This window comes from Caloramator proteoclasticus DSM 10124 (genome assembly GCF_900129265.1).
Lineage (GTDB): Bacteria > Bacillota > Clostridia > Clostridiales > Caloramatoraceae > Thermobrachium > Thermobrachium proteoclasticum.
The window spans coordinates 1-23861 of record NZ_FQVG01000003.1 but is presented as its reverse complement, the minus strand read 5'-3'; the positions used below and the strand labels follow the sequence as shown (position 1 = coordinate 23861).

Below are 23861 nucleotides of genomic sequence, written 5' to 3'. Positions count from 1 at the left end.
ACAGCCCAATTGTGTTAAAAAAAATTAAAGAATAGGAGTGACGAGATGAAGGACTTTAAAAAGAGTGTTGTATATCAAATTTACCCAAAATCCTTTAAAGACTCAAATGGAGATGGTTTTGGAGATTTAAGAGGTGTCATTGAGAAACTTGACTATTTAAAGTTTTTAGGGGTTGACTATATTTGGCTAACTCCTTTTTATGTTTCACCCCAAAGGGATAATGGGTATGATGTTGCAGATTATTATAATATAGATAGTAGATTTGGAACGATGGAGGATTTCGAAACTTTAGTTGAGGAAGCACAAAAGAGGGATATTGGTATAATGCTTGATATGGTTTTAAACCATACTTCGACAGAACACGAGTGGTTTAAAAGAGCTCTTCAAGGTGATAAAAAGTATAAAGGCTTTTATATATTTAAAGAAAAACCAACAAACTGGCAGTCTAAGTTTGGAGGAAGTGCTTGGGAATACGTAGAAAAGTTTGGTGAATATTACCTACACTTGTTTGATGTAACCCAGGCGGATTTAAATTGGGATAACGAAGAGGTAAGAAAAAATGTATATGAAATAGTAAACTTTTGGCTACAAAAGGGAGTAAAGGGACTAAGATTTGACGTTATAAATCTTATATCAAAACCAGCAGTATTTGAAGATGATTTAATAGGTGATGGAAGAAGATTTTATACTGATGGCCCAAACATTCATAAATACTTAAAAGAACTTAACAAAAATACATTTGGTAGATATGATGATATAATTACAGTAGGAGAGATGTCATCTACTTCAATTGATAACTGCATAAAATACACAAATCCAGAAGAAAAAGAGCTTTCAATGGTATTTAACTTTCATCATCTTAAGGTAGATTATAAAGACGGAGATAAATGGGCTCTTATGGATTTTGATTTTAAAGAGCTAAAGAAGATATTTAACGATTGGCAAATAGGTATGCAGAAGGGTAATGGTTGGAGTGCAGTGTTTTGGTGTAACCACGACCAACCAAGAGTTGTTTCGAGATTTGGAGATGATAAAAAATATCATAAAGAATCGGCCAAGATGCTTGCAACCTCAATCCATATGCTAAGGGGAACCCCATATATATACCAAGGTGAAGAAATAGGTATGACAAATCCATATTTTGACAAAATAGAGTACTATAAGGATGTTGAGTCTATAAACTATTATAGAATTTTAAAAGAAAAGGGAATGGATGACGAAGAAGTAATGAAAATTATAATGGAAAGGTCAAGGGACAACTCAAGAACCCCAATGCAGTGGGATGATAGTGATAATGCTGGTTTTACAGATGGACAACCTTGGATATCAGTTTCAAATAATTTTAAAGGAATAAATGTTGAAGCTCAGATAAATGATGCTGATTCAATTTTAAGCCATTACAGGGAACTTATAAGAATAAGAAAAGAGTATGACGTTGTTGCATACGGTGATTATATTCCACTTTGTGTAGAGCACAAAAGCGTATTTGCTTATGCAAGAAGCTATAAAGATGAGCTACTTGTTGTTGTAAATAACTTCTATGGAGAGCCTACTAAGGTTAACTTAGAAGGAGAAATAGACTTAAAGGGTAGAGTAGAAATATTATTATCAAATTATAGGGATAGTGGATTAGATTTATCTAATTTAACATTAAGGCCTTATGAATCTGTAGTTTACTATATTGTAAAGTAATGTAAGGCGTGTTACAATATCATTGGTGATGAGGATGGAAAATAGTAAATACCTAATAATATATAATGATATTGTGGAAAAAATAGAAAAGGCAGAATATGAACCAAATGCCAAACTTCCTTCAGAAAACGAACTGATGCAGATGTACGATGTATCAAGGGATACTGTAAGAAAAGCCCTACTGCGTCTTGAACAGAATGGTTATATACAAAAGATTAAGGGTAAGGGTTCCTTTGTTCTTGATATTAATAAGTTTGATTTTCAGGTTTCAGGCCTTATAAGTTTTAAAGAACTTGCAAGTAAAATGGGCGGTTCTGTCCAAACAATAGTTGAGGAGCTTGAAGTTGTAAAGCCTGATAAATATCTTCAAAAACAGCTTCAAATAAGTGAACAAGATGAGGTTTGGAAGATAGTTAGGGCCAGAAAAATAAAGGATAAAAGAATAATACTTGACAAGGATTTTATTTTAAAGAGGGTGGCTGATGGATTTACAAAGGAAATCTGCCAAAATTCTATTTATGAGTATATTGAAAATGTGTTAGGGTTAAAGATATCCTTTGCTAAGAAGGAGATAGTTGTAAAGAATGCAACCGATGAGGATAAGAGGTATTTGGATTTAGATGGATATGATGTTGTTGTGGTGGTGAAAAACTATGTGTACTTGGAAGATATGACTCTTTTCCAGTATACAGAATCAAGACATAGACCAGATAAATTTAAATTTATAGACTTTGCAAGAAGACATAAATAAAGAGCTAACAGGTTTTATGTTGTTAGCTCTTTATTATATATCAATAATGCAAGGGGATAAACTATATAGGATAGGGGTAAACTAATGAAAACTATATGGAATTTATCTTTTATCTGCCTTCAAAGGCATTTATATACATTTCTTTAATTTCGCTTATTAATGGATATCTTGGGTTAGCACCTGTACATTGATCGTCAAATGCTTGTTCAGCCATTTCATCAAGTGTTGCATAGAATTTCTTTTCTGAAACTCCAGCTTCCTTTATTGATTTTGGTATATTTAGCTTTTCCTTAAGTTCATCTATAGCTTTAATTAAAAGTTCTACCTTTTCTTCTTCAGTCTTTCCACCAAGTCCAAGGTAATCTGCAATTCTTGCATATCTCCACTTAGCGTTTGGATACTTATATTGTGGGAATGCAGCTTGCTTTCTTGGATTATCTACCGCATTAAATCTGATTACTTCATTAATTAGTAGAGCATTTGCTATACCGTGTGGTATATGATGCATTGCACCAAGTTTATGTGCCATTGAGTGGCATACACCAAGGAAAGCATTTGCAAATGCCATACCAGCCATAGTTGATGCGTGTGCCATCTTTTCTCTTGCCTTTTGGTTAGTTGGGCCTTCACTATATGCAAGAGGTAGATACTTAAATATCAATCTTATTGCCTCAAGTGCAAGTCCATTTGTATATTCTGATGCAAGAACTGAAACATAAGCCTCTATTGCGTGAGTTAGGGCATCTATACCTGAAGCTGCTGTTAATCCCTTTGGCATATTCATCATAAGTTCAGTATCAACAATTGCCATATCAGGAGTTAATTCATAATCAGCAAGAGGGTACTTAATTCCAGTCTTTTCATCAGTTATAACTGCAAAAGGAGTAACTTCTGAACCTGTACCAGCTGATGTTGGAATTGCCACCATCATAGCCTTTTGTCCAAGTTCTGGGAATCTGTAAACTCTCTTTCTTATATCCATAAATCTCATTGCAAGATCTTCAAATCTAACCTCTGGATGTTCATACATTACCCACATAATCTTTGCAGCATCCATTGGTGATCCACCACCAAGTGCTATTATAACATCTGGGTTAAATGCTCTCATTAAATCAGCACCCTTTTTAGCACAAGCAAGTGTTGGATCTGGTTCAACCTCAAAGAATACGCTTGTTTCAATTCCTATACTATCTAACACGTTAGTAACCTTTTCAGCATATCCTAAATCAAACAGTACCTTATCAGTTACTATAAATGCTCTTTTCTTGCCCATATCCTTTAGCTCTTGTAGTGCTACAGGAAGACAACCATATTTGAAGTATATTTTTTCTGGTACTCTAAACCAAAGCATATTTTCTCTCCTCTCAGCTACGTTCTTAATGTTTAGAAGATGCTTAACTCCTACATTTTCAGAAACAGAGTTTCCACCCCAAGAACCGCAGCCTAAAGTTAGAGATGGAGCAAGTCTGAAGTTATAAATATCTCCAATTGCACCCTGTGAAGAAGGCATATTTATTATTGTTCTTCCTGTCTTCATTGCCATACTGAATTTTTCAACTCTGTCCTTGCACTTTATTGTGTCTGTGTATAGAACTGAAGTATGACCAAATCCGCCGTGCTTAACAAGTGTTACTGCCTTATCAAGTGCTTCATCAAAGGAATTAGCTCTATACATTGCAAGAACTGGAGATAACTTTTCATAGGAGAATGGTTCATCTATTTCAACTGACTCAACTTCAGCAATTATTATTCTTGCATTGTCTGGTACCTTAACACCAGCCATTTCACCTATCTTTTGTGGGCTTTGTCCAACTATATTTGGGTTTATTGAGCCGTTAACAAGAAGAATCTTTCTAACCTTGTCAACCTCATCTCCCTTTAAGATATATGCTCCTCTTTCAATAAATTCATTTTTTACTTCATCATATACTTCATCAAGTACTATTACAGATTGTTCTGATGCACAGATAACACCATTGTCGAAGCTCTTTGAAAGAAGTATTGAGTTTACTGCCATTTTAATATGTGCATACTCATCGATTATAGCAGGTGTATTACCAGCACCAACCCCTATTGCAGGTTTTCCTGAAGAATATGCAGCTTTTACCATTCCAGGTCCACCAGTTGCAAGAATTAAGTCAGATTCTGCCATAACAAGCTGTGAAAGTTCAACAGATGGTTCATCAATCCATCCTATTATATTCTTTGGTGCACCAGCCTTAACAGCAGCGTCAAGTATTATTCGTGCAGCTTCTATAGTTGATTTTTTAGCACGTGGGTGAGGAGAGAATATTATACCGTTTCTTGTCTTTAAAGCAAGTAGTGCCTTGAATATTGCTGTTGATGTTGGGTTTGTTGTTGGAACTATAGCAGCAATAACTCCTATTGGTTCTGCTATCTTTGTAAGTCCCATAGTTTCATCCTTTTCAATAACGCCACAAGTCTTTTCGTCTTTGTACTTGTTGTAGATGTATTCTGATGCGAAGTGGTTCTTTATAACCTTGTCTTCTACTATACCCATTCCTGTTTCTTCAACAGCCATCTTTGCAAGATATATTCTTGCATTGTTTGCAGCCATTGCTGCTTGTCTGAAAATCTCGTCAACCTGTTCTTGTGTATAAGTTGCAAATTTCTTTTGAGCTTCTCTTATTTCAGAGATTTTTTGAAGTAGTTCCTCTCTGTTTGTTACTGCCATAAAAAACACCTCACTTGTCAAAATAATAACATTAATAGAAATGTCGATAATGTTGAAGAAGATTAATTATACTTAATAGTTAAATTATTAACAAAAACAATAAATAAAAATTGAATTAATTAAACTGTTAGTTTGTTAATTAATTCACAATTACATTGTAATATAGTCCAACAAAAAAATCAATACCTAAAACAAAAAAAGTTAAAAAAATAACAAAGTCTACACAAAAATACTTGTTGAATAAATACTTATATGTGAAATATAATAAAATACGATATTTTAAAAAAAGGAGGATAAGAATGAGCGAAAATAAGCTTGCGGGGACTGGTTGTCCTATATTAGTTCCCTTTAGTGAAAGAAAACCTTTAAAGGATATAGAAAGAAGTATTATTAAAACATATAGAAATAAACTTTGGACTAAATTTGTTAAGGCAATAGATGAATTTAAACTTGTTGAAGATGGGGATAAGGTTGCTGTTGCCGTATCAGGCGGAAAAGACAGTATGCTTATGGCAAAGCTGTTTCAAGAGCTAAAAAGGCACGGTAAGATTAATTTTGAGCTTGAGTTTATAGCAATGGATCCAGGGTATCACGAAAGCATAAGAGCACTTCTTATTGACAACTGCAACTATTTAAATATACCAATAAAAATATTTGAATCTGGAATATTTGAAGTTGCAGATAGAATAGCAAAGGATTATCCCTGCTATATGTGTGCAAGGATGAGAAGAGGTGCCCTATATTCAAAGGCAAAGGAACTTGGTTGTAATAAGCTTGCACTTGGCCATCATTTTAATGATGTTATAGAGACTATTATGCTAAATGTTTTGTATTCTGGTAATTTTAAAACAATGATGCCAAAGTTAAAGTCAGAAAATTTTGAGGGGATAGAGTTAATTCGTCCAATGTATTATATAGAGGAGAGACATATAGAACAGTTTACTAAAGCAAATGGTATATGGCCTATTAACTGTGCTTGTATGGTAGCTGCAGAAAAGATAGCAAATAAGAGATACGAAATTAAAGAGCTTATAAAGGAATTAAAAAAGAAGTTTAATGATGTTGATAAATCTATTTTCAATGCTTCAAAAAATGTAAATATGGACTGTATATTAGGCTGGAAAAAAGGAGATAAGGAATATTCCTTTTTAGATTTTTATGATGAATAGGATAAGGCTTAATAATGAATTTTTAAATTGTTGATAAACCTGTTTGTTAGCTAAAGTATGAAAAAGCCTCATGAAAGGATTTCGAATTGGCATATTTCGTGAGCTTTAGCAATTCTTAGCTTTTCGACTTTGGAAAAGTCCGTAATTCGGCACAGGACGTGCCGAGCCGAGCGGCCATCAGGACGATGGCATCGCGAGGGTAGGACTTTTTCAAACAAAGAAAAGCTTAGAATTGATTAGCGAAATGAACGAATGCCTAAGAAATCCTTCATGGGGCTAATCAATACATAACTTTTTAAACAGCTTGAGCCCTACAAAAGTAGGGCTCTAAATTAATCACTTCTTATTTAATTTGCTGTACATATGGTATCCAACAAAGCCTAACATTCCAACAAGAATTACTACTGCTGAAATTAGTGCATAATTTGTTGTCTTTTCATATAGAACATATGCTGTCTTTGGTGGAAGTGTAAGAGTTCCACCGCTTACAGTTTCAAGTGTTTTAACACCTGCCTTTTGTCCGTTTACAACAACACAATATTTTCCACGGCTTGGAAGAGTAATCTTTTGTTCTTTTTCAGTTCCATTGAAGGCAACTACAATATTCTTCCACTTATCTCCGTTTGCATTGTCCTTTAGAGTATATGCGATAACATTTGTTGGTGTATCTAAAAATTCAAGATGTTTTTTAATCATTTCAGCAGTTGGCATTCTAAATGCAGGGTGATTTTTTCTAAGCTCTATTAATCCTTTATAATATTCAACTACATCAATGTTTTGGTCTTTTCTATCCCAGTCAAGTCTGTTTATTTCATCACTTGCATTGTAGCTGTTGTCATTTCCCTGTTTTGTTCTCATAAACTCTTGTCCTGCGTGTAGGAAAGGAATTCCCTGTGATGTTAGAACAATAGCACCAGCGAGTTTATGCATTGCTTTTATTTCTTCTTCAGATGCATTTGGATTAGTAAACTTTAGTTTATCGTACAGGGTATTGTTGTCGTGGGCTTCACAGTAAACAACAGACTGAACAGGTTCAATATTACCCCAAGTGCTTATTCCACTTGAATAATCTATTCCGCCTACAATACCAGACATAACTTTAAATTGTGAAGAACGACTTCCATTAACAAATCCAGGTTCGTTGTGGTTAAATACGCTTCCCTTTATTCCATCTCTTATAGTGTCATTAAAATGGGCAATTCTTGGCATCTTTGCAGCATTCTTTTGGTTTGCCTTTAGGCTGTCATCAAGTGCTGTTGAGAGGTTCCAACCTTCTCCTATTATTAATATAGATGGGTCTATTTTATCAAGTTCAGCTCTTATTGTATTCATAGTTTCAATATCTAAAAGTCCCATTAGGTCAAATCTAAATCCATCAACGTTATATTCCTTAGCCCAATAAACAACAGATTCAACTATAAATTTTCTTGCCATACTTCTTTCAGAAGCAACATCATTTCCACATCCAGAACCATTTGTGAGTTTACCTGATGCATCAGTCCTAAAGAAGTATCCTGGTACAAGTTTGTTAAAATTAGCAGCTTCTGCACTGTACATATGGTTGTAAACAACATCCATAATTACTCTTAAACCGTTGTCGTGTAGTGTTTGAACCATTGTCTTAAGCTCAGATACTCTTGATATTGGGTTATATGGGTCAGTTGAATAGCTTCCCTCTGGTGCATTGTAGTTTTTAGGATCATATCCCCAGTTAAATTGAGGTTTTGTTGAAGTTTCATCAATTGATGCAAAATCAAACATTGGCAATATTTCTATATGGGTTACCCCTAAACTTTTAATATAATCAAGCCCAGTAGGTGTTCCCTTCTTTGTTTTAGTTCCTGTTTCTGTTAAACCTAAAAACTTTCCTTTATTTTTAATTCCGCTATTTGGATGAACGGATAAGTCCCTTATATGAAGCTCGTAGATTACTGCATCTACAGGGTTTTTAAATTGTGGTTTTGATTTTGGATTCCATTTTTCAGGGTTAGTTTTTGATAAATCAATAACAACCCCCTTATCGCCATTTACAGTAACACTCTTTGCATAAGGGTCAACAGCTTCGTTCCAGCTGTCGCCTATTTTTACCTTATAGGTATAAATTGTTCCGTTTTGGTCACCATCTAATGTATATGACCATACACCCTTTTCTTCCTTTTTCATTGCAAGTTCCTTACCCTGTTTATCATCCCATTTTGAGTAGATAACAAGCTTTGCTTCACTTGCAGTTGGTGCCCATACCTTAAAGGTTGTTTTTTCCTTTGAGTAGTTTGCACCAAGGTCATTTCCTGAATAGAAGTAAAGTTCATCAAATTCCTTAGAGCTAAATATTTGACCAAAGGTTGCAGTTTTTATTCCATAATCTTTAAATTCTACTGTAATTGTTTTATCAAGTGCTAATTTTTCATTAAGCACTATACTTAGTCTTCTTGCTTTATTGTCAACCTTTGTAGATTCGTCAACTTTTATCTCTTTAATTGTATATGTTTTTTCGTTATCCTTAATAGTTATCTTGTCCTTTAGGGTATCATTAATTTCAAATGGGAAGTTAACCTCAATATTTATAGTGCTAATGCCATCAATTGAAGCAGAAACTAATTTTTGTGTTAAATCAAGTGTATCCATAGAATAGTGAACCCTTTCATCTCCTTGCATCAACCATATTTCAGCAGAGCCATCTTCTTTAAACTTAGTTATAAATCTATCACCAAATTCCTTTTCAGCCCAGTCATTGTTAGGTTCACTTCTTCTTGTTATGATTCCAAGTTTATCTACGCCTAAGGTATCATCAATAACAAATGTACTAACAACTCCAAAGCTGTCTTTACCTGTAAAATTGTATCCTTTTCCCTGCTTACCAAAAGGCCAAATCCAAAGATTCCAGCCATCGTATTTTCCATCATATCTATAATAATGAACAGTAACCTTTGTTTGTTCTTTAAGCTTTACAGGTGTAGAATTTTTCTTATCTGGCTTTGAATAATAAATTTCAGCATCACCTGGAAGTAGCCATATTTCAGCCACACCATCCTTAAATTTATCAACAAATCTGTCCTCTGCAACATCCTTTTCCCAATCATCAGTTCTTACTATAAACCCAACCTTATCATAGCTTTCATCAAATTCTATAACTGCATAGGGACCAAAGTCATCCTTTTTAGTAAACTCATATTTTTTACCATCTTTTCCTGCAGGCCAAATCCAAAGGTTCCAGTCCTTGTTGGTATTTGGGTCCTTTGCATAGTGAATGATTAGTTTTGTTTTGCCTTGAGCAAACGTTTGCTTTGGCGGGAAAAAGTAAAATAGATTGATAAGCATAAAAACCACCAAAGTAAACGCAGCAAGTGATTTCTTTTTAGTCATAAAGATTCCCCCTTCTAAATTAACATTCAATTTAATAAAATTCGACACGTACTTTATTTTTCCTTCTTTTGTAGATGTAAATTCTCAATATATAAATATTATTTCTTTTTTAATTTTAAAAAAACAATATTCAGAAAAATTTTAAAATAAAAAATAATTCTTTTTGAATTGACACCATGTTTATATTAGATTAAAATTTTAAAAAATACACTTTAAATTGGTCCCGTGAGGCCAGAAAGGAGTATGATAAATATGACAATTTTTTGTAATTTAATTAAAACTATTGCTTTGCCAACATATTTTTATAAAACATAATGGACACTTAAGGGATTAGTGTTTATAATCTCTTGAGTGTCCTTTTTAATTCTTAGGTAATATAGTGCATTAAAAATTATCCTAATTTAAATGATTTAATTTAGCCTCTAAAGGGTTTAAAGGAGGGAAAATATGAAGGCAAAGCTAATACTTGAAAATGGAATAGAGTTCATTGGTAATGCATTCGGAGACCTGCAAGAAACAGTTGGTGAAGTAGTATTTAATACTGGTATGACAGGGTATCAGGAGGTTTTAACTGATCCTTCATATTATGGACAAATAGTTGTTATGACATATCCTCTTATAGGAAATTACGGTATAAACTTTGAGGATATTGAATCTGAAAAAATTAAAGTTAAGGGATTTATTGTAAAAGAAAAATGCAAATTTCCAAGCAATTTTAGGTGTGAAGTGAGCTTAGATGAATATTTTAAATTAAATAAAATAGTAGGATTAGAGGGGATAGATACAAGAGCCTTAACTAAAATACTAAGAGATGCAGGTACAATGAGGGGGGTTATAGTACCTGCAGACTGTAATTTTGATAGAGCAATGGAAATGATGCAAAACTTTTCAAACAAGGATGCAGTGTTTAAGGTAACTACAAAGCAAAAATATCAAATAGAAGGGAAAGGTAAGCACGTTGCGGTATATGATTTTGGAGTAAAACAGAATATAATAAGAAGCTTTATAAAAAGAGGATGCAGATTAACCGTATTTCCAGCTATAGCATCATATAAGGAAATTTTAGAGGTAAACCCTGATTTGGTATTTTTATCAAATGGGCCAGGAGACCCAGAGGAGCTGCAAGATGTTATTCAAAATATAAAAGAATTAATAAATAAAAAACCAATTGTAGGCATATGCTTAGGGCACCAGTTAATAGCCCTAAGTCTTGGGGGAAGAACTAAAAAACTTAAATATGGACATAGAGGCTGTAACCATCCTGTAAAGGATTTAGTGAAGAACAAAATATATATAACATCTCAAAACCACGGATATTATGTTGATCTTGTTCCAGAAGATACGGAGGTAACACATATTAGCTTAAATGATGGTACAATCGAAGGAATGAGACACAAAAAACTTCCAATTTATTCAGTTCAATTTCATCCAGAAGCTTGTCCTGGTCCAAAAGACAACGACTACATATTTGATGAATTTTTAAAATTAGCACTATAGGAGGGATACTATGCCACTTAATAGAGATATAAAAAAGGTACTTGTTATAGGTTCAGGGCCAATCATTATAGGACAAGCAGCAGAGTTTGATTATTCAGGAACTCAAGCCTGTATGGCAATAAAGGAGGAAGGAATTGAGGTTGTATTAGTAAATTCAAATCCAGCTACAATTATGACGGATAAAGAGGTGGCAGATAAGGTATACATAGAACCGTTAACAGCAGAGGTTTTAGAGAGGATAATAGAAAAGGAGAGGCCAGATTCACTTCTTGCAGGAATGGGTGGACAGACAGGCCTTAATTTAGCTGTTGAACTTTATGAGAAGGGCATACTTCAAAAATACAATGTTAACGTTATAGGTACAAAGATTGAGGCAATAAAGCGTGGAGAAGATAGGGAATTGTTTAGAGAACTTATGAAAAAAATAAATCAACCAATAATTGATAGTGAAATTGTTACAACTCTTGAGGATGGTTTAAAGTTTGCAAAGAAAATTGGCTATCCTGTAATAGTAAGACCTGCCTATACATTAGGGGGAACAGGTGGTGGAATTGCAGAAAATGAAGAGGAGCTAGAGAAAATTTTAGATACAGGATTAAAGCTAAGTTCAATAGGGCAAGTATTGATTGAAAAGAGTGTAAAGGGATGGAAGGAAATAGAGTATGAGGTTATACGCGACAGTCAGGGAAATTGTATAACAGTTTGCAATATGGAAAATATAGACCCTGTTGGAGTGCACACTGGAGACAGCATAGTCGTTGCACCAAGCCAAACATTATCAGATAGAGAATATCAGATGTTAAGAACTGCAGCTATTGATATAATAAATGCAGTTGGAATTGAGGGAGGATGTAACGTTCAGTTTGCACTAAATCCTGATTCTTTTCAGTATGCAGTAATTGAAATAAATCCAAGGGTGTCGCGTTCATCTGCCCTTGCTTCAAAGGCAACAGGCTATCCTATTGCAAAGGTTGCAACAAAGATTGCCCTTGGATATAGCCTTGATGAGATAAAAAATGAAATAACAAATAAAACCTATGCCTGCTTTGAGCCAAGTTTAGATTATGTAGTTGTAAAGATACCAAAATGGCCCTTTGATAAGTTTGCCCAAGCAGATAACACCCTTGGAACAAAGATGATGGCAACTGGAGAAGTTATGGCAATAGGAAGAAACTTTGAGGAGGCACTTTTAAAGGGAGTCCGTTCCCTTGAGATAGGTGCATATTCATTGGAATTTAAAAAATACAGAAATATAGATATAGATGAATTAAAACAAAGTATAAAGGAGCCTACTGATGAAGGTCTATTTATAATAGCAGAACTTTTAAGAAGGGGCATAGGTGCTACAGAAATTTCAAATATAACTAAGATAGATAAATTTTTTATATATAAGATTAAGAATATAGTTGATAAAGAAGAAAAATTAAAGAAGTTAAGTTTAAGGGATATAAATAGAGAGGTATTAATTGAATATAAAAAGATTGGTTTTTCTGATAGAGCAATTGCCGAATTTTTAAATGTAGATGTAGAAAAGATAAAGAATTTAAGAAGAGAATGGAACATAAATCCAGCTTACAAGATGGTGGATACCTGTGCAGGTGAATTTGAAGCAGAAACTCCATATTACTATTCAACCTATGAGGACTTTGATGAAGTGATAGTTACAAATAATAAAAAAGTTGTAGTAATAGGCTCAGGCCCAATTAGAATAGGTCAGGGTATAGAGTTTGACTACTCCTCAGTTCACTGTGTACTTGCATTAAAAAGGCTTGGTTTTGAAACTATAATAATAAATAACAACCCTGAAACAGTAAGCACTGATTTTAATATCTCGGATAAATTGTATTTTGAGCCTTTAACAGAAGAAGATGTTTTAAATGTTATAGAAAAGGAGAAACCCTATGGAGTAATACTTCAATTTGGAGGACAGACTGCTATTAAGCTTGCTAAATATTTAGATAAAAGGGGAATAACAATACTTGGAACTTCATCGGAGCAGATAGATTTAGCAGAGGACAGGGAAAGGTTTGATGAACTTCTTGAAGGGCTAAATATAAAAAGGCCAAAGGGAAGGGCAGTGTGGTCAGTAGAGGAAGGAATAAAGGCTTCAAAAGAAATAGGTTTTCCTCTTTTAGTTAGGCCATCCTATGTGCTTGGTGGACAGGGTATGGAGATAACAAGGAGTGAAGATGAACTTAAATTCTATTTAATGTCTGCCTTTGAAAGGGATAATAAAAACCCTGTACTTATTGATAAATATATTTGTGGAAGAGAGATTGAGGTTGATGCAATTTCAGATGGTGAAGATGTGTTAATTCCGGGGATAATGGAACATTTAGAAAGTGCAGGTGTCCATTCAGGAGATAGTATAACAATATATCCAACGCAGGGTGTTTCACAAAAAATAAAGGAGAAGGTTTTAGAATATACAAAAAAGATTTCAAAGGCAATAGGCATTAAAGGAATGCTAAATATACAGTTTATAGAGCATCAAGATGAGCTATATGTTATAGAGGTAAATCCGAGGGCATCAAGAACAGTTCCTTTTATAAGCAAGGTTACAAAAGTTCCGATTGTTGAAGTTGCAACAAGAGTAATGCTTGGGGAAAAATTAAAGGATATAGGATATGGAGTGAATATATATAAAGAAGCAGAAATTGTTGCAGTAAAGGTTCCTGTTTTCTCAACCGAAAAACTTAAGAATGCTGAAATTGCATTAGGACCTCAAATGAAATCCACAGGAGAGGTTTTAGGTGTGGGAAGAAGCTTAAACGAAGCCCTTTACAAGGGATTTTTAGGTGTAGGTTTAGATATAAGAAAAATTAAAAATATATTTGCATCAGTAAATGATTATGATAAATATGAATTTATCAATTTAGCCAAGAGATTGAAAAAATTAGGGTGTGAAATCTATGCAACAGATGGAACTTATAGGGCATTAAATAGTGGAGGAATAGAGGTAAGATTGGTAAAGGACGATGACATACTTAACTTTATAGATAGAGAAAATATAAATTTAGTTATAAATACACCGACAAAGGGTAATGATTTAGAAAGATATGGATTTAAAATAAGAAGAAGAGCAATAGAGAGAAACATTAGAGTATTAACTTCGCTTGACACCCTAAGGGCTGTTATTGAGGTTATGGAAAATAGAGGGGATTATGATGTTTATAATTTATAAAAATATTAAAAGCTACTTTATGCTATAAATAGTAGCTCAGGCTTTGGAAAAAGATATATATTGATTAGCCCTATGGAGGATTTTTAGGCATTCGTTCATTTTACTAAGCAATTCTAAGCTTTTCTTTGTTTGAAAAAGTCCTACCCTCGCGATGCCATCGTTCTGATGGCCGCTCGGCTCGGCACGTCCTGTGCCAAATTACGGACTTTTTCAAAGTCGAAAAGCTAAGGATTGCTAAAGCTAACGAAAGAGCCTGTTGAAATCCTTTCATAGGGCTTTTTCATACTTTAGCTAACAAGTGGGTTTCTCAACAATTGGAGCTACTTTATGCTTAAAATTATCTGGGTGTTATTGTACTTATGTACACAAATTGTTAATACAATTTTAGTAAAAAATATTATATAATAATTATTAAATAGTTGATGTAAGGGGGATTTTTATGTATAAGGAGGCACCTTGGAGTTTAAAGGGTGATGGGTATATATTGCTCTATAAATTTAAAAAAAGCTTTATAAAGAATCACATATTTTCACAGGATTTTTTAAAGGATTGTCACTGTGGTGGATTAGGGTGTGTTATGATTGTGGACTACAAGGAGTCGGATGTAGGGCCGTATAGGGAGCTTCTTTTTATACCAGGGAAATTTAAATTCAATGGTAAAAAATTAAATACCATATCAAAAATATATGTAACAACACAAGAAAGCGTTGTAAATGGAATAAGGAATTGGGCTATACCAAAGGAGATTGCGGATTGCAACATAAAACAAAATGGGAATGTGAGTCAAGTAGAATTTTCAAAGGGAGAAGAAAGGATATTAAAAATAACTTTTAAAGATGGAAAAATAAAGTTTCCTGTAAATACAAAACTTTTACCATTTCCATTAGTTCAAAAACAAGAGGACAAATTATATTACACAAATTTTTATGGCAGCGGTAAGGGGAGTTTTGCAAGGATAGAACAGATAGAAATTAATGAAAAGTATTTTCCTAATATACAATACTATAAACCAATTGCTGTTGTTAAAGTTACTGATTTTAATATTGTATTTCCAAAGGCTGAAATAGAGGGGATGAAATTATGAATTTAATGGGTAAAAATATTATATTAACAGGTGCATCATCTGGTATAGGTCTTGAGCTTTTATATATGATGTCACAAAAAGGGTGTAAAATAATAGCTGTTTCAAGGGATGTAGATAAAATACCTAAAATAAATAATGTATATCCCTATCAATGTGATGTTTCAAATAAAGAGGAATTAGATAAACTATTTGATTTTGCTTTAGAATTGTTTGATAAAATAGATATATTTATAGCTAATGCAGGTTTTGCATATTATGAAAAAATTGAAGAGGCAAATTATGAACATATAGAAAGGATATTTAAGACAAATGTATTTGCACCAATATATTGTTTAGAGAAGATGAAAAATATAAATAAAAATAATAGTTTTATGTATGTTATAACCGATTCAGCTGTTGCAAAGATGCCTCTTCCTGGATATGCACTTTATTCTGCAACAAAGAGTGCAGTAGATTCTTTCCAAAATGCATACAGATTTGAGATGGATAAAAACTGTCATCTAATGATTGTATATCCTATAGCAACAAGAACAAATTTCTTTAAAACATCAACAAAAACTGCACCAGTACCTTTCCCAAGTCAGTCTGCCCACTATGTTGCAGGATGTATAATAAAAGGTATGGAGAGAAATAAAAAATATGTATATCCATCAAAAACATTTGTTATAATTTCTATATTAAATAGGATTTTTCCTTTTATTTATAAACTTTATCAGAAATCTCAGTATAATAAATTTAAGAGATGGTTAGAAAAGGTATAAGAGGTGAGAAGATTTGAAGAAGGCTAAAAAAATTGCAGGAGTCTTATTAAGTTTAATTTGCATATTGACTATTATATTTTTAGTATGGGCAGTTCCAGCATACAAACCAAATTTTGATGTAGAAGCATTTATAAAATCTAATGAAAAAGTAAAAATACAAATAGACAGAAACATTGTTATAAATCCTTTAGATAAAAAAGCAGAAAAGGGAGTTATATTTTATCCTGGAGGAAAGGTTGAATCTTCAGCATATATTAAGATAGCATCTAAAATTGCAGAAAAAGGTTATAGGGTAGTTATAACCCCTATGCCCCTTAATTTAGCGATATTTGGTAAAAATAAGGCGGAGGAAGTTATAAAGGAAAATAGTGATATAGACATTTGGGTTATAGGAGGACATTCTTTAGGAGGAGTTATGGCATCAGACTATGCCTACAATCATTTAGATAAAATAAAGGGACTTTTTCTTCTTGCATCCTATCCACAGGAAAAATTTAATTTTAAAGATAAAGATATAAAGGCTCTTTCAATATGGGGAAGTGAAGATAAAGTAGCAAACTTAGATAAAATAAAATCTTCAAAAAATATTATGCCTAATGATACAGTATTTGTAGAAATAAAAGGTGGAAATCACGGTCAGTTTGGAAGCTATGGAAAGCAAAAGGGAGATGGGGAAGCAAAAATAAGTGAAGAAGAGCAGCAGAATATAACATCTGAATATATCGTAAAGTTTTTGGATATAATCAAATAGGAAATATATACAAATGAGGAGATGTTATGATAGTTTTTTTTATACTAATAACAATTGTTGTATATGGACTTGGCAATTATTATTTAGGACTTAGAATGTTTAGAAACATAAAAAGAATAATGCCCTTTTTAAGTGCAAAGCTTTATTGGGTTGTAATTATATTTTTGTCCTTAAGTTTTATACTTGAAAGGTTTTTAAGAAAATACCTATCAAAAAATTTAAACTACATTATAAGCCTTTTAGGTTCCTATTATATTGCTGTTTTATTCTATGTAATGATTGCCTTCTTTTTGGTAGATATCTTAAGGTTTGCACTTAAAATCCTAATAAAGGGATATAAAACGCCTGCAGTCCTGGCCTATGCTAATATTTTTGTTGCAGCCTTAATTATATTATTAATAATTGTAGGTACAATAAATGCACTAAATACTAAAGTCGCAGAATATAAATTATCAACTAAAAAAGAGATTGATGAAGATTTGAATATAGTTATGGTAAGTGATGTTCATCTTGGAACAATCATCACAGAGAGAAGATTGAATAAACTTGTCAATCTAATTAACAGACAATCTCCTGATATTGTTATATTTGCAGGAGATTTGATAGATGATGATATTGATATCTTTGAAAAAAGAAGATATGGAGAAATATTAAAGAATATAAAATCAAAATATGGTGTGTATGCTGTACTTGGAAATCACGAATATATATCAAGAGATATAGAAAAAGTAAAAAAATGTTATGGTGAGGCAGGTATAGGATTAATTATCGATGATGTGAAGAAAGTAGATGGAGTATATTTAGTAGGTAGAGATGACCTATCTTCATCAAGGGTTAATGGAAAAGAGAGAAGGAGCATAAAGGATTTAGTAGAGGGTTTAGATAAAAATAAATATATAATAGTAGTTGACCATCAGCCAAGAAATATACAGGAGGTAAAAGAGGCAGAAGTAGATTTGCAACTAAGTGGTCACACCCATAAGGGTCAGTTCTTCCCTATAAATTATATTACAGGAAAGATATATGATATCGACCACGGTATAATGCAGGAGGGTGATTTTACTCTCGTTGTTTCGAGTGGATATGGTACTTGGGGACCACCGATTAGAGTTGCAACATTGAGTGAAATTGTAAGCATAAAAGTTTCAAAAAGTAGATAAAAATTTTTGAAAGAGTCCTATGTAAGATTAAAAATCTTAAATGGGACTCTTTTATTGTTTACAAACTTAATTTTTTTAAAAAAATAAGTTTGTAAATTATTGAAAAGATTTCAAAAAATCTTTACAATTATAATGAACAAACGATTGCATAGAGGGGGGCTAAAAAATGCAAAAAATCAAAAAACCTCTAAGCTGGCTATTGGTGTTCTTTTTTATGTTTACTCTATTTCCAAGGTTAACACCAAGGGCAAGTGCAGAGGTAAACTATTTATCTGCTGACTTAATCGTTTCACTTGTTGGTAACTTTACTCCAGATGGCGACAATAAGGATTCAAACTGGAGGCCAGAAAATCCTGAAGGTTTTATGAAACTATACCAAAATGGTGTCTATGAAAAGGTAGTAACCTTCAAAAAAGCAGGAGACTATGAGTATAAGGTTGCCTTCAATGGCAAGTGGGATGGATGCATCCCAGGTGGGGATAATAGAAAATTAAAGGTTCCTGCTGACAATACTAAGGTAATTTTCAGATTTGATGCAAAGAATAAGGAAGTTTATGACTCCATTAATGAATCTCAAAGATTTAAAAACAGTGCAACACTTGTAGGTACACTTAATGGCTTTTTACAAAATGGACAAGATTGGAATCCAGCAGATACAAATTTCGACCTTGAGTATATAGGAGGAGGATTCTATAAGGGTACATTTACTTTAACTCCTCAGGATAAGGATTTTGAATATAAGGTTGCCTACAACCACGTTTGGGGAGCAGGAGAAATACAAGGAAGCAATAGAGTTATTAAAAAGGATAAGTTAACAGACAATGTTAATGTTACATTCCTTGCTAATCCAGAATTAAATTTATGTGTAGATTCAGTAAACAATCCAGATATTAATACTGTTGTTTCACTAATTGGGCCAATAAGAGAAGTTCAAAGTGGAGAGTGGGATGCAGCACTTAAGGGATTTGAGTTTTATTATTTAGATGGACAAGGAAAATTTATTTTCTCAAAGTATTTTGCACCACAAAGTGAAGATAGAACCTTTGATTATAAGGCTTGTGAAAATTACAGCTGGGATGGAGGAGGCATACCTTCAAGTGGTAATTTAAGAGTAACAATACCAAAGGAAGGTAAAATAGTCTACTTCATAGCTGATGTAAAGGAAAGAAAACTTTATGACAGCATAAATAATACTGATAAAGTTGCAGAAATATTAGGTCTTGAGGCACCTATTGTAAGTCCAGAAATTTATCCAGATGGAAGAGTTATATTTAGATATAAAAATAATAATGCTAATAAAGTTTATTTAGCTGGGGATTTTAATGGATGGAATGCAGAAAAAGATTTAATGGTAAAGGATGAAAAGGGAGTTTGGAGTATTGAATTAACTTTAAACCCAGGTGAATATAAATATAAATTTGTAGTAGATGGAAATTGGATAACTGATCCATCAAATCCAAACCAAGCAGATGATGGATATGGTGGGAAAAATTCTGTTGTTAAAGTTCCAGCAAGGGTTAAAAGTCCAGTAGTAAACGGAACAAGTGTTACATTTAATTACTTAGATTTGACAGGAAAGGTTAGGAAGGTAGAACTTGCAGGTTCAATATTAGATAAAGACTGGAAGGAAAGAAGAACCTTTGAAAAGCAAGGAGACATATTTACAATAACTTTAGATAATGTATTGCCTGGAGTTTATCAATATAAATTTATTGTTGATGGAAACTGGATGTTTGACCCAGTAAACCCAAGAAAAACAGGGGATGGTGCCTTTGATAATTCGGTTGTATATGTTCCAGGATTAATTGAGCTACTTGTTCCTTTTGAAATGCAAATGGATTCAGAACTTACTTTAAAGGGAAGAGTACTTAAAGAAGATGGAAGTGTAGAAGACTATTTAGATGTTGAATGGAGCCTTGTTGAAAATCCAAATAATATTGCAAAAATAGAAAATGGAAAGCTTGTTGTTTCAACATTACCAGAGGGTGTTGAAGAGGTTGTTTTAAAATTAAAGGGAAAGGATAAAAATTCAGGTATTGAATTAACAAAGGAAACAAAGGTTGTTAGGGAGCTTTCTGAAGTTCCTGGCGGAAGAACAGCAATATTAGCAGGTACGCTACAGCATTTTGTAGGCGGAGGAGACTGGGATCCATCAAATCAAAATACAAGAATGAAGCATATAGGAGACAATCTATATAAATTAACAATTAAAAATCTTCCAGCAGGTATATATGAATATAAAGTTGCTATGGGTTCTTGGAATGAAAACTACGGAAACAATGGAGAAAGAAACGGTGCAAACATAACAATGCAAAATCCAAAGACTCAGGATGTAACCTTCTACTATTCTGATATAAGCCACATAGTAACTGATTCAACAAAATATATACCAAGGCTATCAGATGAAGAAAGACCAAAATTAGTAATAGATAATAAAGAATATGTTATGAAGGACTTAGAGTTAAGAGGTGTTTATTCAACAGAAGTTGAATTAGGTGCAGCAACTTATTCAAATATCAAAGTTAAGGTAGACGATAAAGAATTTGTATATCAAGATATTACATTAACAGAAGGTAAAAGGGTTAAATTCAGCTATGATTTAATCACAGGTTTAATATTTAATAATGCTGTTTCAAGTTCTATTGATGTGTCTAAAATTTTCTATGATTCAAGAAGCAGTGAATATAAGGTTCCATTTGGTGCAGTAAAGGTTGGTGAAGAGGTAACACTTAGACTAAAGACAGGTAGAGATATAGCACAGGCAAAGCTTGTTGTATTTACTCCAAATGGACAATTAAGTTTTGATATGACAAGGGAACAAAAGGATGAATATTACCTATGGACAGCAAAATTTACTCCAAATGAAAAGGGAATGTATAAATACTATTTTATAGTATCCAATGGTTCAGATGTTAAGGCCTACGGTGATGATGATGGTCTTTACGGTAGGGGTAAGGCAGATGAGCTTGGCAAGGTAATGTACTATGGTTTAAATGTTTATTTAAATGATTACAAGACACCAGACTGGATGAAGAATGCTGTTATATATCACATATTCCCTGATAGATTCTACAATGGAGATAAAAATAATGATTATGCACAGAAATTAGCAAGAGGTTTCTTGCCATACGAGTTCTATGAAGATTGGTATGCAATACCTGAGGTTCCTTCAATAGAAAACAATGATGGTTATAAAGGAACCAAGGGCGATGGTGAATGGTGTAATGAAATGTATGGTGGAGATATTAGAGGAGTTATTCAAAAGCTTGACTACCTACAATCTTTAGGTGTAAATGTTCTATACTTTAACCCAATATCAAAATCAATTTCAAACCACAGATATGATGCAACAGACTATAGAGAACTTGATCCACTACTTGGTTCAATGGATGACTTTGTAGAACTTGCAAATAAGGCAAAGCAAAGAGGAATGAAAATAATATTAGATGGAGTATTTAACCACGTTTCAGACGACTCAATTTACTTTGATAGGTATGGTAAACATATGACAAAGGGTAAACCACTTGGTGCATACCAATATTGGTCAAGGGTTTACGACTTAATGAACGAAAAGGGACTAACTCAACAAGAGGCAGAAAAACAAGTTCAAGATTACTTTAGATCAATTGGAATAACTGATTTCCATTATAAGGATTGGTTTAAGATTGAAAATAGAAAAGTTGATGTAGGTACAAAGAATGAACATTATGCCTATGAAGGCTGGTGGGGATTCGATTCGATGCCAGTAATTCAGGCATTAAATGGTTCAGAGTATAAGGTTGAGTCTTGGGCAGATGAAATAATAGATGGACAAGATTCAAATTCAAGATTCTGGTTAAGACAAGGTTCAAACGGTTGGAGACTTGATGTGGCAAATGAAGTATCAGATGAAACTTGGCAGCATTTTAGAAGGGCAGTAAAGGAAGAGGGCGACAATGTAATAATAGGCGAAATATGGGACGATGCATCAAGATACTTACTTGGAGATATGTATGATTCTGTTATGAACTATAGATTTAGAGCTGCTGTTTTAGATTATCTAATGGGTAAAAAGGATGCAAAAGAAACAATGGAAGTCTTAGAGTTAGTGAGAGAGCAATATCCAAAGGAAGCCTTCTATGCGATGTTTAACTTAATAGATTCCCACGACACACAAAGGGCAATTTCTGCTTTTGATGGTTACGAAAAGAGCCAAAAGGCTGTTGCAGAGGCTCCAACTGAAAATGCAAAGAAGCTTCTAAAGCTTGCTGTACTAATGCAGATGACTTACCCAGGTGCACCAGTTATTTATTATGGAGATGAAGCAGCACAAGCAGGTGCAGATGACCCAGATAACAGAAGGGCATTCCCTTGGGGTAAGGGCGACAAGGATATGGTTGAATGGTATGCTAAACTTGCAAATATGAGAAATACTTATGAAGTGTTAAGAACAGGAGAAATATCACCGATAGAACTTGATGGTGTATTTGCCTTTAAGAGAACACTAAAAAATGAAACTGCCTTTGTATTAATAAATAATGGTGAAACAAAAACAATTGAATTAGATGTACCACAAAATATAAGTAAGTTAACAGATGCTGTTACTGGAAGAGAATATACTGTACAAAATGGTAAGGTTAATGTACAAGTTTTAGAAAAACAAGGTGTTGTATTAGTAGATAACTTTAGACAGGTTGCTGTTGATTCAGAAAAGTTAAAGGATGCATATGATCCAAGTTTTATAGTGAATAAAAAAGAAGTAAAAAATGCAATGGAAGATATTAATACTATATTAAGTAACGATACTAAGGAAGGTTCAGAGGTTAAAGTAAGATTAAATGATGATAAGGTATTAAGGGATGTATTATCATTGGCAGCAACTAAGAATTTGACACTTGTTGTAGATGTAGATGGAGTAGAGTTTAAATTTAATGCAAAGGATATTGTAATTAATGTAGATGGAGACCTAAAACTTTCAGTTGAAGAAAAATTGGATAATATTGATGTGATAAATAAGCTACTTAAAAATAGCTACTATATTCCATTAAATATTAAGAGTAACTTTGGAATTTTAGTTGGAACTGATGTAAAGGTATCTGTTAAAGTAGATAATGATAAGTTTAGTGAAAAGAAAGCTTATGTATATTACTTTAATCCAGCAACACAAAAGTTTGAAGAAATTGAATGTACCTTTGAAAATGGAGTAGTTACATTTGTAATAACTCACTGCAGCGATTATATAATAACAAATAAAAAGATTGAAATTAAAGAAGACGTAAAGGATAAAGAAGAAAAAGAGCAAAAGGATAATGGAAAAATTGATGACAAACAGAATGAAAATGATAAACTTCCAAAAACAGGTGGATTCCCATTAGAAGGAGTAGTATTTATATCTTTAGCATTAATAATAACTGGTATGTTTATTTTAAGAAAATCTTCAAAAAAGTATGTTATTAATAGAGGCTGATAAATTTCAGCCTCTATTAATTGGCTCTTTGTCAATTGTTGGGGCGGGTATTCAATTAGAATGCCTGTCCTTTCTTGTTTGAGAGTGATTTTATAAAGATAGGTTGGATGGGGGAGAGTCCCCTGCAAAAAATTGCAGGACAAAAAGACCAACGGGAGTTGGTTTTCTAAAATTTGGTATTATAATTTACTTTAATTACAGCAATGAAGAATTCTATTTCTAAACCTATCAAAGTTTTTAAAGCCGAAGGCATTTCTTTTAATAACTTTAATTTTGTTATTAAAGCCTTCAGTACAAGCATTTGTATA

The 23861-nt window shown here is 33.0% G+C and carries 13 protein-coding genes; 10 read left to right on the top strand and 3 right to left on the bottom strand.

What is annotated here, in order from left to right; translation table 11 throughout:
* The first annotated feature begins 45 nt into the window (after positions 1–45).
* Together treC and treR are read left to right on the top strand one after the other, a co-directional pair.
* On the top strand, positions 46–1692 hold the full coding sequence (gene treC, locus BUB63_RS01340) for an alpha,alpha-phosphotrehalase (protein ID WP_073247685.1): 1647 nt from the start codon (positions 46–48) through the stop codon (positions 1690–1692).
* A 34-nt stretch (positions 1693–1726) separates the two neighbouring features.
* On the top strand, positions 1727–2443 hold the full coding sequence (gene treR / locus BUB63_RS01335; protein ID WP_073247684.1) for a trehalose operon repressor: 717 nt from the start codon (positions 1727–1729) through the stop codon (positions 2441–2443).
* A 109-nt stretch (positions 2444–2552) separates the two neighbouring features.
* On the opposite strand, the gene adhE is transcribed toward treR, so the two are convergent.
* Positions 2553–5138, bottom strand: a complete 2586-nt coding sequence (adhE, locus tag BUB63_RS01330; protein ID WP_073247683.1) for a bifunctional acetaldehyde-CoA/alcohol dehydrogenase — start codon at positions 5136–5138, stop codon at positions 2553–2555.
* A gap of 299 nt (positions 5139–5437) precedes the next feature.
* Between adhE and BUB63_RS01325 the strand changes: the two genes are divergently transcribed.
* Positions 5438–6307, top strand: coding sequence for a tRNA 2-thiocytidine biosynthesis TtcA family protein (locus BUB63_RS01325; RefSeq protein WP_027308133.1), 870 nt, complete (start codon positions 5438–5440; stop codon positions 6305–6307).
* Between the two features lie 336 nt (positions 6308–6643).
* On the opposite strand, the gene pulA is transcribed toward BUB63_RS01325, so the two are convergent.
* Positions 6644–9670 (bottom strand): type I pullulanase, encoded by a 3027-nt coding sequence (gene pulA / locus BUB63_RS01320; protein WP_073247682.1) that lies wholly within the window; start codon positions 9668–9670, stop codon positions 6644–6646.
* 447 nt (positions 9671–10117) lie between these two features.
* On the opposite strand from pulA, the gene BUB63_RS01315 reads away from it, so the two are divergent.
* The 7 genes from BUB63_RS01315 to BUB63_RS01285 all read left to right on the top strand — a co-directional run bounded on the left by BUB63_RS01315 (position 10118) and on the right by BUB63_RS01285 (position 23553).
* Positions 10118–11167 (top strand): carbamoyl phosphate synthase small subunit, encoded by a 1050-nt coding sequence (locus BUB63_RS01315; RefSeq protein WP_073247681.1) that lies wholly within the window; start codon positions 10118–10120, stop codon positions 11165–11167.
* A 10-nt stretch (positions 11168–11177) separates the two neighbouring features.
* On the top strand, positions 11178–14351 hold the full coding sequence (gene carB / locus BUB63_RS01310) for a carbamoyl-phosphate synthase (glutamine-hydrolyzing) large subunit (RefSeq protein ID WP_073247680.1): 3174 nt from the start codon (positions 11178–11180) through the stop codon (positions 14349–14351).
* Positions 14352–14790: 439 nt separating this feature from the next.
* Positions 14791–15435: an acetoacetate decarboxylase family protein gene (locus BUB63_RS01305; RefSeq protein WP_073247679.1), complete on the top strand. Its 645-nt coding sequence runs from the start codon at positions 14791–14793 to the stop codon at positions 15433–15435.
* Positions 15432–16196, top strand: coding sequence for an SDR family NAD(P)-dependent oxidoreductase (locus tag BUB63_RS01300; RefSeq protein WP_073247678.1), 765 nt, complete (start codon positions 15432–15434; stop codon positions 16194–16196). The genes BUB63_RS01305 and BUB63_RS01300 overlap by 4 nt, the downstream gene beginning before the upstream one ends.
* Positions 16197–16209: 13 nt before the next feature.
* Positions 16210–16947, top strand: coding sequence for an alpha/beta hydrolase (locus tag BUB63_RS01295; protein WP_073247677.1), 738 nt, complete (start codon positions 16210–16212; stop codon positions 16945–16947).
* A 26-nt stretch (positions 16948–16973) separates the two neighbouring features.
* Positions 16974–18107, top strand: a complete 1134-nt coding sequence (locus BUB63_RS01290; RefSeq protein ID WP_073247676.1) for a metallophosphoesterase — start codon at positions 16974–16976, stop codon at positions 18105–18107.
* A gap of 166 nt (positions 18108–18273) precedes the next feature.
* Positions 18274–23553: a pullulanase X25 domain-containing protein gene (locus tag BUB63_RS01285; RefSeq protein ID WP_073247675.1), complete on the top strand. Its 5280-nt coding sequence runs from the start codon at positions 18274–18276 to the stop codon at positions 23551–23553.
* Between the two features lie 191 nt (positions 23554–23744).
* On the opposite strand, the gene BUB63_RS01280 is transcribed toward BUB63_RS01285, so the two are convergent.
* The coding region (locus BUB63_RS01280) for a transposase (protein ID WP_143290224.1) at positions 23745–23861 on the bottom strand (117 nt) is incomplete at its 5' end.

Excerpts from the sequence above, each read along its gene's own strand:
- BUB63_RS01315 (WP_073247681.1), top strand. The coding sequence starts at position 10,118 with ATGAAGGCAAAGCTAATACTTGAAAATGGAATAGAGTTCATTGGTAAT.
- BUB63_RS01285 (WP_073247675.1), top strand. The coding sequence starts at position 18,274 with ATGCAAAAAATCAAAAAACCTCTAAGCTGGCTATTGGTGTTCTTTTTT.
- adhE (WP_073247683.1), bottom strand. The coding sequence starts at position 5,138 with ATGGCAGTAACAAACAGAGAGGAACTACTTCAAAAAATCTCTGAAATA.
- BUB63_RS01300 (WP_073247678.1), top strand. The coding sequence starts at position 15,432 with ATGAATTTAATGGGTAAAAATATTATATTAACAGGTGCATCATCTGGT.
- treC (WP_073247685.1), top strand. The coding sequence starts at position 46 with ATGAAGGACTTTAAAAAGAGTGTTGTATATCAAATTTACCCAAAATCC.
- BUB63_RS01290 (WP_073247676.1), top strand. The coding sequence starts at position 16,974 with ATGATAGTTTTTTTTATACTAATAACAATTGTTGTATATGGACTTGGC.
- BUB63_RS01325 (WP_027308133.1), top strand. The coding sequence starts at position 5,438 with ATGAGCGAAAATAAGCTTGCGGGGACTGGTTGTCCTATATTAGTTCCC.
- carB (WP_073247680.1), top strand. The coding sequence starts at position 11,178 with ATGCCACTTAATAGAGATATAAAAAAGGTACTTGTTATAGGTTCAGGG.
- BUB63_RS01305 (WP_073247679.1), top strand. The coding sequence starts at position 14,791 with ATGTATAAGGAGGCACCTTGGAGTTTAAAGGGTGATGGGTATATATTG.
- pulA (WP_073247682.1), bottom strand. The coding sequence starts at position 9,670 with ATGACTAAAAAGAAATCACTTGCTGCGTTTACTTTGGTGGTTTTTATG.
- treR (WP_073247684.1), top strand. The coding sequence starts at position 1,727 with ATGGAAAATAGTAAATACCTAATAATATATAATGATATTGTGGAAAAA.